This is a genomic window from bacterium (assembly GCA_024228115.1).
In the GTDB taxonomy this organism is placed as follows: domain Bacteria; phylum Myxococcota_A; class UBA9160; order UBA9160; family UBA6930.
Genome location: JAAETT010000699.1, coordinates 21747 through 35689, shown reverse-complemented (window position 1 = coordinate 35689; position 13943 = coordinate 21747). Strand labels below are relative to the sequence as shown.

General features: G+C 64.7%; 15 protein-coding genes. 8 read left to right on the top strand and 7 right to left on the bottom strand.

What is annotated here, in order from left to right; translation table 11 throughout:
• Positions 1 to 12 precede the first annotated feature (12 nt).
• Positions 13 to 2496 carry an endopeptidase La gene (gene lon, locus GY937_29095; GenBank protein ID MCP5060772.1) on the top strand — a complete coding sequence of 828 codons (2484 nt, stop codon included), beginning with the start codon at positions 13 to 15 and terminating at the stop codon, positions 2494 to 2496.
• 234 nt (positions 2497 to 2730) lie between these two features.
• Here the strand turns inward: lon and GY937_29090 are convergent, their stop codons facing one another.
• The 5 genes from GY937_29090 to GY937_29070 are packed head-to-tail and all read right to left on the bottom strand — an operon-like array spanning position 2731 to position 5454.
• Positions 2731 to 3117: a hemerythrin domain-containing protein gene (locus tag GY937_29090; GenBank protein MCP5060771.1), complete on the bottom strand. Its 387-nt coding sequence runs from the start codon at positions 3115 to 3117 to the stop codon at positions 2731 to 2733.
• 55 nt (positions 3118 to 3172) lie between these two features.
• The gene (locus tag GY937_29085) at positions 3173 to 3442 is read right to left on the bottom strand and encodes a hypothetical protein (protein MCP5060770.1); all 270 of its coding nucleotides are present in this window, start codon (positions 3440 to 3442) and stop codon (positions 3173 to 3175) included.
• A complete protein-coding gene (locus GY937_29080; protein ID MCP5060769.1) occupies positions 3439 to 4227 on the bottom strand; it encodes a ferritin-like domain-containing protein in 789 nt (262 codons plus the stop codon). Before GY937_29080 ends, GY937_29085 begins: the two co-directional genes overlap by 4 nt.
• A 2-nt stretch (positions 4228 to 4229) precedes the next feature.
• Positions 4230 to 5114 carry a ferritin-like domain-containing protein gene (locus tag GY937_29075; GenBank protein MCP5060768.1) on the bottom strand — a complete coding sequence of 295 codons (885 nt, stop codon included), beginning with the start codon at positions 5112 to 5114 and terminating at the stop codon, positions 4230 to 4232.
• A gap of 37 nt (positions 5115 to 5151) precedes the next feature.
• Complete coding sequence (locus tag GY937_29070) at positions 5152 to 5454, bottom strand: hypothetical protein (GenBank protein ID MCP5060767.1); 303 nt, start codon at positions 5452 to 5454, stop codon at positions 5152 to 5154.
• 273 nt (positions 5455 to 5727) lie between these two features.
• Here GY937_29070 and GY937_29065 point away from each other — a divergent pair, with 273 nt between their 5' ends.
• Positions 5728 to 6081 (top strand): c-type cytochrome, encoded by a 354-nt coding sequence (locus tag GY937_29065; protein MCP5060766.1) that lies wholly within the window; start codon positions 5728 to 5730, stop codon positions 6079 to 6081.
• A 49-nt stretch (positions 6082 to 6130) separates the two neighbouring features.
• Here GY937_29065 and GY937_29060 read toward each other — a convergent pair whose 3' ends face one another.
• Both GY937_29060 and GY937_29055 read right to left on the bottom strand, forming a co-directional pair.
• Entirely contained in the window at positions 6131 to 7300 is a 1170-nt protein-coding gene (locus GY937_29060) for a hypothetical protein (protein ID MCP5060765.1), read from the bottom strand.
• The gene (locus GY937_29055; GenBank protein ID MCP5060764.1) at positions 7297 to 7773 is read right to left on the bottom strand and encodes a CBS domain-containing protein; all 477 of its coding nucleotides are present in this window, start codon (positions 7771 to 7773) and stop codon (positions 7297 to 7299) included. Before GY937_29055 ends, GY937_29060 begins: the two co-directional genes overlap by 4 nt.
• A gap of 89 nt (positions 7774 to 7862) precedes the next feature.
• On the opposite strand from GY937_29055, the gene GY937_29050 reads away from it, so the two are divergent.
• The 6 genes from GY937_29050 (at position 7863) to GY937_29025 (ending at position 13940) form a co-directional block, all read left to right on the top strand.
• On the top strand, positions 7863 to 9518 hold the full coding sequence (locus GY937_29050) for an AAA family ATPase (protein ID MCP5060763.1): 1656 nt from the start codon (positions 7863 to 7865) through the stop codon (positions 9516 to 9518).
• A complete protein-coding gene (locus GY937_29045) occupies positions 9502 to 9765 on the top strand; it encodes a hypothetical protein (GenBank protein ID MCP5060762.1) in 264 nt (87 codons plus the stop codon). Before GY937_29050 ends, GY937_29045 begins: the two co-directional genes overlap by 17 nt.
• 20 nt (positions 9766 to 9785) lie before the next feature.
• Positions 9786 to 10232: a CBS domain-containing protein gene (locus GY937_29040; GenBank protein MCP5060761.1), complete on the top strand. Its 447-nt coding sequence runs from the start codon at positions 9786 to 9788 to the stop codon at positions 10230 to 10232.
• 55 nt (positions 10233 to 10287) lie between these two features.
• Positions 10288 to 11538 carry a hypothetical protein gene (locus tag GY937_29035; GenBank protein ID MCP5060760.1) on the top strand — a complete coding sequence of 417 codons (1251 nt, stop codon included), beginning with the start codon at positions 10288 to 10290 and terminating at the stop codon, positions 11536 to 11538.
• A gap of 114 nt (positions 11539 to 11652) precedes the next feature.
• Positions 11653 to 13056, top strand: a complete 1404-nt coding sequence (locus GY937_29030; protein MCP5060759.1) for a sigma-54-dependent Fis family transcriptional regulator — start codon at positions 11653 to 11655, stop codon at positions 13054 to 13056.
• On the top strand, positions 13053 to 13940 hold the full coding sequence (locus GY937_29025) for a universal stress protein (protein ID MCP5060758.1): 888 nt from the start codon (positions 13053 to 13055) through the stop codon (positions 13938 to 13940). Before GY937_29030 ends, GY937_29025 begins: the two co-directional genes overlap by 4 nt.
• The last annotated feature ends 3 nt before the right edge of the window (positions 13941 to 13943 follow it).

The window sequence follows — 13943 nt, the reverse complement described above, 5'->3', positions numbered from 1 at the left end:
CCAGGAGACCCCATGTCTTTTTTCCGGAGCGATGATTCCAGCGGAACCCCCCCGGGCCCGGAAGGCCCCGAGTCTTCCGACGGCAGCTCGAAGGTGGTCCCCCTCCTTCCGCTCCGGGACATCGTGGTCTTCCCGAGCATGGTGGTGCCGCTCTTCGTGGGGCGGCCCAAGAGCATCAAGGCCCTCGAGGACGCCGTGGCCGGAGGCCGAGAGCTGGTGCTCTCAGCTCAGCGCGTGGCATCGAAGGATGAGCCCGCGGAAGACGATCTCTTCCGGCTGGGAACGCTCGGTACGATCATCCAGCTGCTTCGCCTGCCCGACCAGACCGTGAAGGTGTTGGTCGAGGGCAAGGCCCGGGCACGCATCCGCTCCTTTACCCAGGACGAGCCGTTCTTCGCCTGTGAAGTGGAGCTGGTCGAAGAGAGTGAGCCCGAAGGCTCCACGGTAGAGGCGTTGGTGCGCAGCGTTCACGCCACCTTCGAGAACTACGTCAAGCTCAACAAGAAGGTCCCCTCGGAGGTCCTCGGCAACATCACCCAGCTTTCGGCTGCCGGAAGGCTCGCCGATACGGTCGCTACCCATCTGAACCTCAAGATCCAGGATCGCCAACGGTTGCTCGAGTTGGTGGATCCGGGCAAGCGCCTGGAAGAGGTCTACGGCTTGATGCAGGCCGAGATCGAGGTGCTCGAGGTCGAGAAGCGCATTCGCGGGCGTGTCAAGAAGCAGATGGAGAAGAGCCAGAAGGAGTACTACCTCAACGAGCAGATGCGGGCGATCCAGAAAGAACTCGGCGAACGTGACGAGTTCAAGAACGAGATCGCCGAGCTCGAAGAGACGCTTGCTGGCAAGGCGATGCCTGACGAGGCGCGCGAGCGGACCGAGAAGGAGATCCGCAAGCTCAAGATGATGTCCCCGATGGCGGCCGAAGCCACCGTCGTGCGCAACTACATCGACTGGATGCTCGCGCTTCCGTGGGGCGAGTACGCCGACGAGCACGAGGACATCGAGGAAGCCGAACGGGTGCTGAACGAGGATCATTTCGGTCTGGAGAAACCGAAGGAACGCATCCTCGAATACCTGGCTGTCCAGACCCTGGTCGAGACGATGAAGGGCCCCATCCTCTGCCTGGTCGGGCCTCCGGGCGTCGGCAAGACGTCGCTCGGCAAATCGATCGCACGTGCGACCGGGCGCGACTTCGTGCGCATCAGCCTCGGTGGCGTGCGGGACGAAGCGGAGATCCGAGGCCATCGGCGCACCTACATCGGCGCGCTCCCCGGCAAGATCATCCAGGGCCTCAAGAAGGCGGGCTCGGGCAATCCGATCTTCCTGCTCGACGAGGTCGACAAGATGTCGATGGACTTCCGGGGCGATCCCTCGGCGGCACTCCTCGAGGTGCTGGATCCCGAGCAGAACCACACCTTCAACGATCACTACCTGGATATCGACTACGACCTCAGCCACGTGATGTTCGTTTGCACGGCCAATGCGTTGCATCAGATCCCGCGACCGCTCCAGGATCGCATGGAGATCATCCAGCTCCCCGGCTACATCGAGAACGAGAAGCTTCAGATCGCCAAGAACTTCCTGGTGCGGAAGGAGCGCGAGGCGAACGGCCTGAAAGAAGGGCAGATCGAGTTCACGGACGCCGGCATACTCGAGATTGCGCGCTACTACACCCGCGAATCCGGGGTGCGAAACCTCCAAAGAGAGATCGCATCGATTTGCCGGAAGGTTGCCAAGCAGGTGGTGAAGGAAGGCAAGGACGCCAAGAAGGCGCGTATCACTCCCGCCGCCGTGAAACGCCATCTCGGGCCGCGCAAGCTTCGGCATGGCCAGGTCGAGGAGGATGATCGGGTCGGGCTATGCACGGGCCTCGCCTACACGGAAGTGGGAGGCGAGCTGTTGCAGACCGAGGTCGCGGTGACCCCGGGCAAGGGCAAGTTGGCCGTGACGGGCCGGCTCGGTGAGGTGATGCAGGAATCCGCGAATGCGGCCATGTCCTACGTTCGCCAACGGGCCAAACAGCTGGGCCTGGTGCCGGATTTCTACTCGAAGGTCGATATCCACATTCATGTGCCCGAGGGCGCGACGCCGAAGGACGGACCGTCTGCTGGCATCACGATCGCTACGGCGATCGCCTCGGCGCTGACGCGGGTTCCGGTTCGCTCCACCGTTGCCATGACGGGCGAGATCACCCTTCGCGGGCGCGTGCTGCCGATCGGCGGGCTCAAGGAGAAGATGATTGCGGCCCACCGCGGCGGCATCTCGACCGTCGTGATCCCGAAAGAGAACGAGAAGGATCTTCGGGAGATTCCGGCGGCCGTGAAGCGGAACATGGAGATCATTCCGGTGGAGCATATGGACGAAGTGCTCAAAGCGGCCCTCGCCCTGGACGATGTCCAGGGCTTCCTGCAGGACGGGGATCACTCCATCTCGATGATCTTCGAGGGCTCGGACGGACCCGGAGAGTTGGGGACGCCGGCCGGGGTCAACTGAGCAGCCGTTTCGGTGCTCTCATCGTGACCCTCCGAGATCGTTTTCGGAGGCTCCTGGCCTGGGGCGTCGCCCGCATCCCTGCGCGGATGCTCACCGACCGCCGGAATTTCGCCCTCTTCGAGCGGCGCGGCATTCACGTCACGAAGGTCCACTTCTACGACATCTTCGAGCGCAACAGTTGCCCCGAGCGGGAGAGCGGGCCGCGGGAAGATCTGGAGGAGTCGGGCCCTTCGCTCAGCTCGGCCGGAAGTGCGCGAGCAGCTGCTCTTCCTGTTCCTCGTGGTCGGCGATCGCCGTGGCCACGCGATCCAGGAGTTTCTCGCAGTCCGCGAAGTGTGCACCGGTGAAGGCATCCTGGACCTCGGCCAGCGCGCGACGGAGGGCTTCGTGCTCGCGGCTCAGGCGGGCCAGCTCGTCACCGAGGTCCGAGCGGAGGCCGTGAAGGGCGGGAAAATAGAGCTCGTCCTCGAGGGAGAAATGGGCTTCGAGGGCATCGTGGAAGTGTTGAAACGCAGCGCGCCCGTCGGGCACCCGCCCATGCCCGAGGGCATCGACCACCAGACCCCAGAGGGCGTCGAGCTTGCGATGCTGGGAGGAGATTCGCCTCGCCTCCCGGCTCATTCGCCTGAGGGTGCCGGGCTCGCGCATCAGATCCGGAAGCCCTGCGATTTGCGCATCAGTACTCGACCTCGGCCTCCAACTCCCCGCCCGCACCCTCGGAGATGCGTAGCCTCGTGAGGCAGGCCATACAATATACCCGATCACCCGCTCGCAACTCCCGATTCGAGCGGACCACGACCTTGCAGACCGGGCAGAGCACCTCGTTCGGTTCGAGCTCGTCGCCGGGCCCTCCCCACTTTCGGTAGTACTTCCGGTACTTTTTCGGTACTTCGTTGAAACCCCGGTCGTCCAGCTCGTAGCGGCGTCGCGTCTCCTTCGAGCTCATGCGATGCCGAGCCTTCCAACGGCGCCCAGGTAATCCCGGCCAAGTTCCGTCCGCTCTTCGGCCGGCGCGCCCAGATCTCGAAGAGCGAGATCGAAGGTCTCCAGCACGAGCGGGTCGAGCTGCTCCCGAACGGTCACGAGTCTCGCCGAAGCCTCGGGATTGGCCTTCAGGCATCGGCCCAGCTCGTTCTCACCGAATCCGATGTGGCGTCTCTCGTCCTTGATGATGCCGAGCAGCAGATCCTGTGTGACTGGATCCGTCTGTGCCGCGTGATGACGGAAGACGGTGAACTCCATCGCTTCGAGGATCACGTTCTGGGCGAAGAGCGCGCTCAACCACTCGCCGTTCTCGACGAGCGTGAGCAACTTCTCCTTGAACGAGAGCAAGCTCGGATGCGCCCGGTTGGCGATCTCCGTCTCCGGATCCTCCACTCCCAGTTCACGCAGGCGATGCACCAGGACTTCGAGATGGCGAGCCTCGTCGACGGCCTGGGTGGCGACGAAGATCTTCGACGCCCGGTTCGGAGCCACCCGAATCAGCCCGCCGGCGCCCTCGAGGGCCGCAGTCTCTCCGACACAATAGTTGCAGAGCGTGGCGATCAGGCGGTCGCGAACCTCAGGCGAGAGTTCGCCGGTGTCGAGATCCGCCCGGTGGCCCCAGGGGCGATCGTCGAGATATCCACGCACCGACTCGAGCCAATGCTCGAAGGAATGGACACGTTCGTGAAAGGCGTCCGGGGGCAGGTCGTGCAGCTCACCACCGGCCCCCGGGTTCTTGGGATCCATGCTCAGGGCCGAGCCGGTGTCTGGTACTCGATGCCGATGCGCTCGAGTCGGAGCTTGAACTCCTTGAGGATCGTGTCACTCAGCACCGCTTCGAGTTCTTCCGGCGAAGCTTCGGCGAGCTTCACGCCCTGCCACTCCGCGTCGGTTCGCTTGGCCCCGTGATCGGCCATGATTTCTTCCATCTGTTTCGGGCTCGGACCCTTGGTGAACTGGGATCCGAAGGTGGCGAGCATGTGGTAGGACATCTCCTTCTGGAGCTTCTCCACATCGGCTTTGCGCTCGGGATGCTCGCGGATCAGGGAACCGATGCGGTTCTCCCCGAAGCCGACGTGGCGTCGCTCGTCGGCGATGGTGCCCGAAAGGATGTGGGCAAACTTCGGATTGGCTTCTCCGTTCGCCTGGTGGAGCATCTCGAACACGCGGAACGCCATGCCTTCGAGCACGATGTTCTGTCCGACGACGCCGGCCACGAAATCCTTCTTGTCCACCTTCTCGAGCAGCGCCTCGGCGAATCTCACCAGGTGCGGGTTCGCCCGATCCTTCAGCACGTCTTCCAGTTCCTTGGGCTTGACACCGAGGTCGTACAGACGCTGGGTGAAGATCTCCACGTGGCGGGCTTCGTCGAGGGTCTGGGTCGCGAGGAAGCGCTTGCTCGCCTCGTCCGGTGCTGCGTTGATCAGGCCCGAGGAGGCGGCCAGCGCGCAGCGCTCGCCCATCACGAGCTGGACCGTCGTGTCGATGGACTGCTCGCGGAGGGCGTCCTCTTCCATCAGCAGGTCGGGCTCGCGTTCGCCCGCCAGGTGACCGTACTCGGTGTTCTCCAGGTAACCCTGGGCGGCGGACTCGAGCCAATGCTGGATGTCATAGCCTTTCAGGAAGTCCGTCACGTGGGGTCTCCTTGTGATGTGTGACGTGAGCCGGGCGCTAGCGCCGTTCTCGGCGCTTGTCGCGAAGCTTGTGGACCTCGCGGGAAAAGACCTCGAGTGCGTCGTGGAGTGCAGGCTCCGGCTCGGAGGCGACGCCGTGGGCGACCAGTTCCGCGCGGCGGGCCTGGCAGCGGATCGTGACCTTGCGCGGGCCGTGGCGATGGTGCGCGTTCGCAGCTTCGACATCGACCCAGATGTCGATCAGATCATGATGGCCCTCTGCAAGCCGTTCGATCCGCTCTTCGGCCGCTTCACGATTCGCATCCGCCAACTCACCCGGGTTTCGCCAATGAACTTCCATGCCCCAGAACAAAGCAACTGGCATGCCATATGCGTGGGCTGGAAGGGGCTCACGACAGCATTCGCCGGTTCCTCGTGCCCCAGTTTGGGTCATGCCGCCCCGCTCGGTCTCCCAGCGTGCGGGCCAACTGGCGCCATGCGGGCCCGGGTCTTGCTATCACCTTGCTCCATGTACAACGACGCCCGATCCGTGTCTCGCCTCGCGAAGAGTTGTCTTGCCCTGCTGGGCGCCCTGGCTTGTGCTGGAACTCCCGCCCCACCATCCGAACAAGTCATGAGTCACCCGTTCCTGATCGAGCAAGGCGCTAGCGACTTCGCGGAGAATTGCGCCGCCTGCCATGGCCTCGACGGGCGGGGTGGTGGGCCTGCGGCCGCCGCGATGATCGTGCCTCCGGCGGATCTCACGCGGATCGCTGCTCGCAGGGACGGGACCTTTCCACGGCTCGACGTTGCCTACGTGATCGATGGTCGATTCGAGCTGAAGGCCCACGGCAGCCGCGAGATGCCGGTGTGGGGGCGCCGTTTTCTCGTCGGGCTGCCCGAAAACGAATCTGGCGATGCGATCGTTCGCGGAAGGATCGAGGCATTGGTCGAGTATCTGGAGTCGATTCAGGTTTCCCCGGAGTAGACGCAGAACTCCCCCGGATCACGATCGCTCGCGCCTCGAGGCGGGCCGCCTAGCGGTCCGCCAACGCGAGTTCCCGCAGTTCGTCCAGCCAGGTGGCCACCGCTGCGGGCAACTGGGTGCCGCCGGAGCCGGTGTAACCCGCGATCGTCTCTTCCTCGAGGACCAGGTAGGCCTGCCGGGCGAACGCCGAGCCCGGGGCAGTGCGAATGGCTGCTTCCAGATAGGCTTCCGGTGCCGCCAGCCAGTAGGAGTGCGCTACGCGCAACTCAGCCAGGCCGAGCAGGTAGTAGGCCTCGGCGTTGTCACTCGCGGCCAACGTCTGGCGTGCCAGTGCCCGATTGAGCAGGCTCGAGACCACCAGGTCATGGACGAGCGTTGCGCGGTCCGCGGGGAAGCGTCGCAGGGCCCCGGCCTGGGAGGCGACGCTGCGGGCCTCCTCCAGCTCCATGCCGGGCGGCGCGTCGACGCGAAGGGTCGCGAGGGCGTCGATCCAGTTCGTGGCGAGATGATCGAGGTAGGCCGGTAGCGTGTTTTCATGCTGCCATCGATCCAGGGTGATCCGTGGCCTGGCAAGGTCTGCCCGTACCCGGATGCTCACGCGCAGGTAGTCCGAGAGGAAACCGCCGAGATCGAGCTGTGACGGGCTGAGCGTCGGATCGGCGATCAGCGATTCCAGGCTGGCGAGTGCCCGATCGAACTGGCGGGTGGCGATCTCGAGTCTGACCTGTTCGCTGCGCGCGAGGCCGCTCGTGTCCACGGCCTCGTAGAGCGAGCGCCCCAGATCGGAGGTTTCGGTGCTTGGTAGGCGGGAGTGGCAGGCGACGCAGTCATTCACGAGCTCGCCTAACAGAAAGCGCGCTTCCTCCGTTCGTCCTTGCTCGAGACGCCACTGGATTTCCGCGGAGTCTCGTGAGAGCGCGTGGCTCATATGGGCGAAGCCGGCGTCGCGCTCCATGCCGTGGGCCTCCAGGGCGCCGGTGCTCTGGCTGAGCTGCGCAACGGCCCGGTCGAGGGCGTCCTGGTTCTCCGGTGCTGAAAAAGCGTCGGCGCTGAGGCTGAGCGGAAGGGCCACCTGAAGCGCTGCCACGATCTCCGCCATCGTCGCCCGGGTCTCCGGCGGCTCAGGAATCGTTGGCGGTGCTTGTTGGCAGGCGAGGAGAAAACTCGCAATCACGGGCCCGAGCTGGGACCAAATGCCCCAGCGAAGGGATGCGTTCATCCGCTCAATTCCTCCAGAATCGACATCAGGTCGAAGGTCGAGATCACGCCGCGGAGCTTACCTTCTTCCTCCACCCAGACCCGATGGATCTTGTATTCACGGAGGGTGCGGGCCACCTCGGCAATCGGCGCCTCGGGCGCGACGGTCACCGCCCCCGGGGTCATGATATCGGACACCGTTCGCTGAGCGAGTCGGTCCTGGAAGTCGGCGGTGTCACCTGCCCAATCCGGCGCTGAGAACTCCAGGAGGTCCCGCAAGTAGTCGCCGTCGGTCGTGGCCGTGTCGCGCTCGTCATGGACCGCACGGAGCAGGTCGCTGCTGGAGATCACGCCGGCGATGCTGCCATCGTCCTCGAGCACGGGCGCGCCGTGAATGCCTTCCTCCACGAACAGGCGGTGGGCGTCGGCCAGGTTGGTCTCGGGGCTGACGGCCACCACCGGATTGCTCATCACGTTCTTGGCTACGAGGTCCATGGTCGTTCTCCTCCTGGGCGATCTACGGGTTCGATTGCACGGGGCGTGCCAGCTTCGGCCTTGGCACTCGACGTGCAGCAGAAGTCCTCGTGAAGGGTGACGCATTCTACCTCGATCGCTTGGCCGAAGGGCTGGCTCGGGCGGAGGCCTACGTCGATCTCGCGGGTGCGGGAGACGAGGTCGAGTGGCTCCAGACGCACCTGTCCCATGTGTTCCTCACGGGGGATCGGGTCGCCAAGCTCCGCAAGGCCGTCGATCTCGGGTTCGTGGATTTCGGGGAACGCGTGGCGCGCAATCGAGATTGTCTCCGCGAGTTGGAGGTCAATCGGCGGCTCTCTCCGGATGTCTATCTGGGCGTAGCGCCCGTTCTGGAAGGCCCGGAGGGGGTGAAGCTCGGAGCGCTGGATGCGAAGGTGCTCGATCCGGGCAGAGAGCACGTCGTCGTGATGCGTCGGCTTCGCGCCGAGCGCGATGCCCTTTCGTTGTTAGGCCGCGGAGAGCTCACTGCCGCGCACCTGGATGCCGTCGCCAAGCGTGTCGCCGGCTTCCATGCGAGCCATGGTCTGGGAACGCCTGCACCCTGGTCCGCAAAGGCGTGGCAGGACCGGGTTGCGGCACCGATGCAAGACAACCTCGTGATCTTGAAGGATCGCCTGGGCGAGAAGGGGACGAAGGGCCTTCGGGAATCCACCGAGGCTGCACTTGCCTCCCGTTCGTCCGTGTTGGAGCAAAGGCGAAGGGAAGGGCGCGCGGTCGACGGCCATGGCGACCTGCACCTGGAGCATGTGTGGTTCGAGGGCGGCCCCTCCGATCCGCGGGTGATCGATGGACTCGAGTTCTCCGACGAGTTGCGTTGTATCGATGCCGCCTCGGAGGTCGCGTTCCTCGCGATGGACCTCCACTATCGCGGCCACCCCGGCCTCGCTGAGGGTTTCCTTGCGCGTTATGCGGAGCGCGCGGACGATTTCGGCCTCTACGAAGTGGTGGACTTGTACATGGCGTATCGGGCGGCCGTGCGGGGCAAGGTTGCCGCCATCGTCTCAGGAGATGAGGGGCTGCCCGAAACGAGGCGCCAGAACGCAAAGGAGAGTGCGAAACGACACGTCGCACTTGCCGAGCGCTTGCTCGGGCCGCCTATGAAGGCACCGCTCCTCGTTCTTTGTGGCACGGTCGGGTGTGGCAAGAGCAGTGTGGCGCGAGAACTCGCAGAGGCGCTGGGCGGAGTGGTCATCGCTGCCGATCGGGTACGCAAGGCAAGCCAGCGTTCTTCCATCCAGTGGCCGAGGGGCCGTTCTGGCCCGGACCAGGGGCTCTACACGCCCGCTCGTCGGCGGGCGGTCTACCGGGCGCTCTTCGAACGTGCGGCTTCGCCTCTGGCTGCAGGCCGCCCCACGCTCCTCGATGCCACGTTCGCTACGCGTCGTCAGCGCCTCGCGGCGCGCAGGCTCGCGGCCCGCTGGGGAGCCCCGGTCTACCTGATCGAGGTCCGCGCGGGGCGCAATGTGGCTCTTCAACGTCTGGCCCGGCGACAGCGAAGCGGGAAGGGCCCGTCGGATGCCGGGCCCGAATTGCTGGGCCATTCGATACGGGGATTCCAAGCACCGTCGGAATGGCCCTGGGCGCAGCGTTTCGTCGTGAGGACGGATCGGCCGGGTTGGAGGCGCGAAGTCATTGCCCTGGCACACGCTGTGCTTAGACTTTCAGCGGATGGCAACCAAGGAGATCGCAATGTCGAAACTAAGTGAGTTCCTCCAGGAAGAGATGAAGGGGCTTCAACAGCTCCGGGACGAGCTCCGGGTGCAGAGTGAGTTGGGTAGCATGGAGGCCCGCGACCAATGGAAGGGTCTCGAGCACCGATGGGGCGAGCTTGAGGGTAAGCTGAAGCTGGTCCGAGAGGGAGCCCAGGACGATGCCGCGGAGATCGGCGAGGCCGTGAAGATCCTCGCTGAAGAACTCCGGGCTGGCTTCGAGCACCTGCGCAGCCGCCTCTAGGCAGGAACGAAAGGGCACTGATGTACGAGTTTCTTGACTACCGGGTTCTCGATGTCATGACGAAGGATCCTGTTTTCGTCGCCCCGGAAACCTCGCTTGCGGAGGTCGAGGGGATCCTCGAGGAGAAGGGCTGGAATGCCCTGCCGGTGGCAGGTGACGACCGCCGGCTGGTCGGTTTCGTGACCCAGCTCGATCTGCTCGGAGCGTTCCGGTTCGGCGATGAATCGACGCTCCCGGCCTACGAACGGATCATGAAGGGGCCGGTTTCGGGTGTCATGACTCGCGATGTCACGACGGTGACTCCGCGGATGCCTCTCACGCGGGCGCTCGAGCGCATGCTGGAGCAACGCAGCAAGAGCTTCCCTGTGGTCGAGGATCACATGCTCGTCGGGATCATCTCGAGGCGTGACATCCTCGAGGCCCTTCGCCGGGCAGTGAGGGGGGAGGTGGCTGAGGGGCCGATCTGAAGTCAGGCCAAGGCTCGCCTTGACACAGATCGGTTCCGGGCCATCGTTTGACCCGATGCCGGAAATCGAACTGGAACGCGAACTCGCCTTCTTCGAGTACGGACCCGAAGACCGCGCGTTGCTAGGTGGACTGAAACCCGTGCTCGAACAGCACGCGGAACGCCTGGTGGCGGCATTCTATCGCCACCTGCTCTCGTTTCCGGAAACCCAACAATTCCTCCGGGATCCCGAGGTCACCAAACGCCTTCTTCGCGAGCAACGGCGCTATCTGCTGAGCCTTGCTGGCCCGGAGGTGGACGCCGCCTATGTCCTCGATCGCCGCCGGATCGGCGAGATGCACGAGCGGATCGGCCTCGGGCCGCGTTGGTACGTCGGCGCCTACAGCCTCTATTTCGGGCTCCTCACGCCGCTCATCTGCGAGCATTCCGCCGGAGATCCGCTCAAGAGTGAGCGGCTCCTGGTGGCCCTCCAGAAGTTGATGAATTTCGACATGCAGATCGCGATGGAGCGCTACATGGCGCGCCGAGAACGCGATCTGAAGCATTTGAATGATGAACTGGCCGCGGCAGGGCGCCAGCTCGCTCGCGATCTGGAATCGACGGGAATCGAGCTTCGTCAGACCGCGGAGCGGGCTCGGGCAGCCGAGCGGCTTGCCTCCATCGGTGTGCTGGTGGCGGGCCTGGCTCACGAGATCGGCACTCCGATGGGCGTCATCCGGGGGCACGCCAAGCTTCTGGAGCCGGCCGTCCAGGGAGACGACGCCAAGTGGCGGTTGCAGACGATCCAACAGCAGATCGGGCGCATCTCCCGCATCATCGAGAGTCTGCTCGGGATGGCTCGCCCCCAGCGCTCACGCCGGCTGCCGGTCGAGCTTCGCCCGCTGATCGAGAACACCGTGGCGTTTCTGAGGGAGAAGTTCAGTCGCCGGGGGATCGAGCCGCGGCTGGAGCTTGCGGAGTTGGGCTCCGTCGCCGGCGACCCCGAGCGGCTGCAGCAGGTGCTGTTGAATCTATTCCTCAATGCCGCGGATGCGATGCCCGAAGGCGGCGACCTCGTTGTCAAGCTGAGTCAGTGCGCGGAAGGCGAGGCCGAGATCCAGGTCTCGGATACAGGCCCAGGCATCGCTCTCGAGGATCCGGATGAAGTCTTCGACCCGTTCGTCACCACGAAGGAAGCGGGTGAGGGCAATGGGCTCGGTCTGTCGGTGGCGCACGGCATCGTCGCGGAGCACGGTGGCATGATCGAGGTCGCCAGCTCGGATCGGGATGGGACGGTCTTCCGGATCATGCTTCCGTTGATCCAATAGAGCACCAGATCTCCCCATTTGCCCTCGATGAAGTGTGTCATAATAGGACATTTAGGGGCTGGCCTTCAGCATCTGGGCCCCTCGGCTGGCACGTACCCTGCTTCAGCAAAGCTCATGGCAAAACGACCTTTTCAGATTCTCGTGGTTGATGACGACCGCGCGATGCGCGAAATGCTGGTTTCGCTCTTCAAGGACCAGGGCTACTGGGTCCAGCAGGCCGAGACCGCAGACGATGCCCTCCGGCAGGCTGCAGAGTTCGACTACGATGTCGTGCTCTCGGATATTCGCATGCCAGGGCGGTCGGGCATCGAGCTCGTGGGCGAGTTGCGCAAGCTTCGGCCCGAGACTCCTGTGGTGCTTATGACTGCCTTCGGGACCATCGATTCGGCCATCGAGTCCATGCGCGCCGGGGCGTTCGACTACATCACCAAGCCTTTCGAGCCCGATGCGGTGGCCTTCGCGGTGGAGCGCGCGCTCGAGCGCCGCATGCTGGAGGAAGAAAACCGCCGCCTGCGCCGCGCCGTGGATCGCACGAGCTCGATGGGTGATCTGATCGGCGGCAGCCCCGCGATGCGCGAGATCTTCGCGTTGATCCGCAAGATCGGACACACCCGCAGCAGCGTGATGATCACCGGCGAGAGCGGCACCGGGAAGGAAGTGGTGGCGCGCACGATTCACTTCTCCGGCTCGCGTGCGGAGAAACCCTTCATTCCGATCAACTGCACGGCCATTCCGGAAGGCCTGCTCGAGAGCGAGCTCTTTGGCCACGTGCGGGGCGCGTTTACGGGTGCCCATGCCAGCAAGCGAGGCCTGTTCGAGCAGGCCGAGGGCGGAACGCTGCTGCTCGACGAGATCGGAGACATGGGCGCCGGCCTGCAAGGCAAACTGTTGCGTGTCCTGCAGGATCGCGAAGTGAGGCCCGTCGGCGGCAATCAGTCCGTGAAGGTCGACGTGCGAATCATCGCTGCGACCCACAAGGATCTCGAGTCCGAGATGCGGGCAGGCCGTTTCCGTGAGGATCTCTTCTATCGGCTGAACGTGATTCCGATCAACATTCCCCCCTTGCGCGAGCGGCCCGAGGACATTCCGTCACTCGTCGAGGGCTTCACCGAGCGACACTCGGAAGGTTCGCATCGAAGTTTCACCGAAGCGGCGATGGAGCGGCTGAAGGCCGAACCCTGGCGCGGGAATGCGCGGGAGCTCGAGAACACGATCGAGCGGGCTCTGGCGCTTACCGAGGCCGATCCGGTCGACGCGGACGACCTGGCGCTGCCCTCGACCGCAGGCACGACCCCCGACGGAGGCGGCGATGGATTCCTGCAGCGCGCTGCGCAACGGGGGGTGCCGTTGGCCGAGGTCCAGGACCGCTATATTGATGCGGTGCTGGCTCACACGAACGAGAACAAGGTGCGGGCGGCACGAATCCTCGGCATCGACCGCAAGACGCTCTACAGGCGCGCAGAGCGCCGGCAGCGGGCGGTAGCGGCTGCACCCTCCGGACAAGGAGACCCTGAATGAAACGGCCCCAGAAGCTTCTCGTCGCGACCGATTTCTCCGACCCCGGCCGGTCTGCCGAGGACGCTGCGATCGTGTTGGCTTCGCGGTTCGGGGCCGAGCTCCATTGGCTGCACGCCCTCGAAGTGCCTCTGCCGATCTTCGAGCCCTATGCGGTGGCGGTTCCCGAAGCGACGATTGGTGCCGCTCGAACCTCCGCCAAGGAGAAGCTGGATCAGGCTGCCGCGCGCGCACAAGAGGCGGGTGTGGATGGCACGACCTATCTGGGCGAGGTGCCGGCTGCCTACGCGATCGCCGATCGGGCCAAGGAGATCGGGGCCGATCTCGTCATCGTCGGGACCCACGGCCATACAGGCATCAAGCGAGTCGTGCTCGGGAGCGTGGCCGAGCATGCCGTCAAGCTCGCGCCTTGCTCGGTGCTCACGGTGAAGGACGGAGCGCTCGCCGAACCCGCCAAATGCATTGTCGTCGGGGTGGATTTTTCCGAGGGTGCAGCGGAGGCTCTCGAGACGGCCGTCGATCTGGCCCAGGAGTTCGGTGCGGTACTTCATCTCGTGCACGCCCTCGATCTCCGCATTCCGTTCGTCACGCCCTACGAGGTGTCGGTGCCGGACAACGTGATCGAGCGCGCTCATAGCGAAGCGGTGTCCAAGCTCGAGGAGATGGCCCAGAAGATCACCGGTGTCGACGTGGTCAAGCACGAGGTACGCAGCGCTCCGCCCTCCTTTGCACTGATCGACGCGGCCGCGGATCATGAAGCCGATCTGGTCGTCACAGGATCTCGGGGCCTGACAGGGTTGAAGCACATGGTGCTCGGCAGCGTGGCCGAACGCACGCTGCGCAGCGCCGCCTGCTCGGTGTGGACGGTTCGACCGGACGCCAGCTGAGCG

What these genes read in the sequence shown, in the direction of transcription:
- GY937_29030 (MCP5060759.1), top strand. Translation starts at nt 11,653, where the DNA reads ATGGCAAAACGACCTTTTCAGATTCTCGTGGTTGATGACGACCGCGCG.
- GY937_29045 (MCP5060762.1), top strand. Translation starts at nt 9,502, where the DNA reads ATGTCGAAACTAAGTGAGTTCCTCCAGGAAGAGATGAAGGGGCTTCAA.
- lon (MCP5060772.1), top strand. Translation starts at nt 13, where the DNA reads ATGTCTTTTTTCCGGAGCGATGATTCCAGCGGAACCCCCCCGGGCCCG.
- GY937_29060 (MCP5060765.1), bottom strand. Translation starts at nt 7,300, where the DNA reads ATGAACGCATCCCTTCGCTGGGGCATTTGGTCCCAGCTCGGGCCCGTG.
- GY937_29090 (MCP5060771.1), bottom strand. Translation starts at nt 3,117, where the DNA reads ATGAGCCGGGAGGCGAGGCGAATCTCCTCCCAGCATCGCAAGCTCGAC.
- GY937_29085 (MCP5060770.1), bottom strand. Translation starts at nt 3,442, where the DNA reads ATGAGCTCGAAGGAGACGCGACGCCGCTACGAGCTGGACGACCGGGGT.
- GY937_29040 (MCP5060761.1), top strand. Translation starts at nt 9,786, where the DNA reads ATGTACGAGTTTCTTGACTACCGGGTTCTCGATGTCATGACGAAGGAT.
- GY937_29035 (MCP5060760.1), top strand. Translation starts at nt 10,288, where the DNA reads ATGCCGGAAATCGAACTGGAACGCGAACTCGCCTTCTTCGAGTACGGA.
- GY937_29070 (MCP5060767.1), bottom strand. Translation starts at nt 5,454, where the DNA reads ATGGAAGTTCATTGGCGAAACCCGGGTGAGTTGGCGGATGCGAATCGT.
- GY937_29055 (MCP5060764.1), bottom strand. Translation starts at nt 7,773, where the DNA reads ATGGACCTCGTAGCCAAGAACGTGATGAGCAATCCGGTGGTGGCCGTC.
- GY937_29080 (MCP5060769.1), bottom strand. Translation starts at nt 4,227, where the DNA reads ATGGATCCCAAGAACCCGGGGGCCGGTGGTGAGCTGCACGACCTGCCC.
- GY937_29025 (MCP5060758.1), top strand. Translation starts at nt 13,053, where the DNA reads ATGAAACGGCCCCAGAAGCTTCTCGTCGCGACCGATTTCTCCGACCCC.
- GY937_29065 (MCP5060766.1), top strand. Translation starts at nt 5,728, where the DNA reads ATGAGTCACCCGTTCCTGATCGAGCAAGGCGCTAGCGACTTCGCGGAG.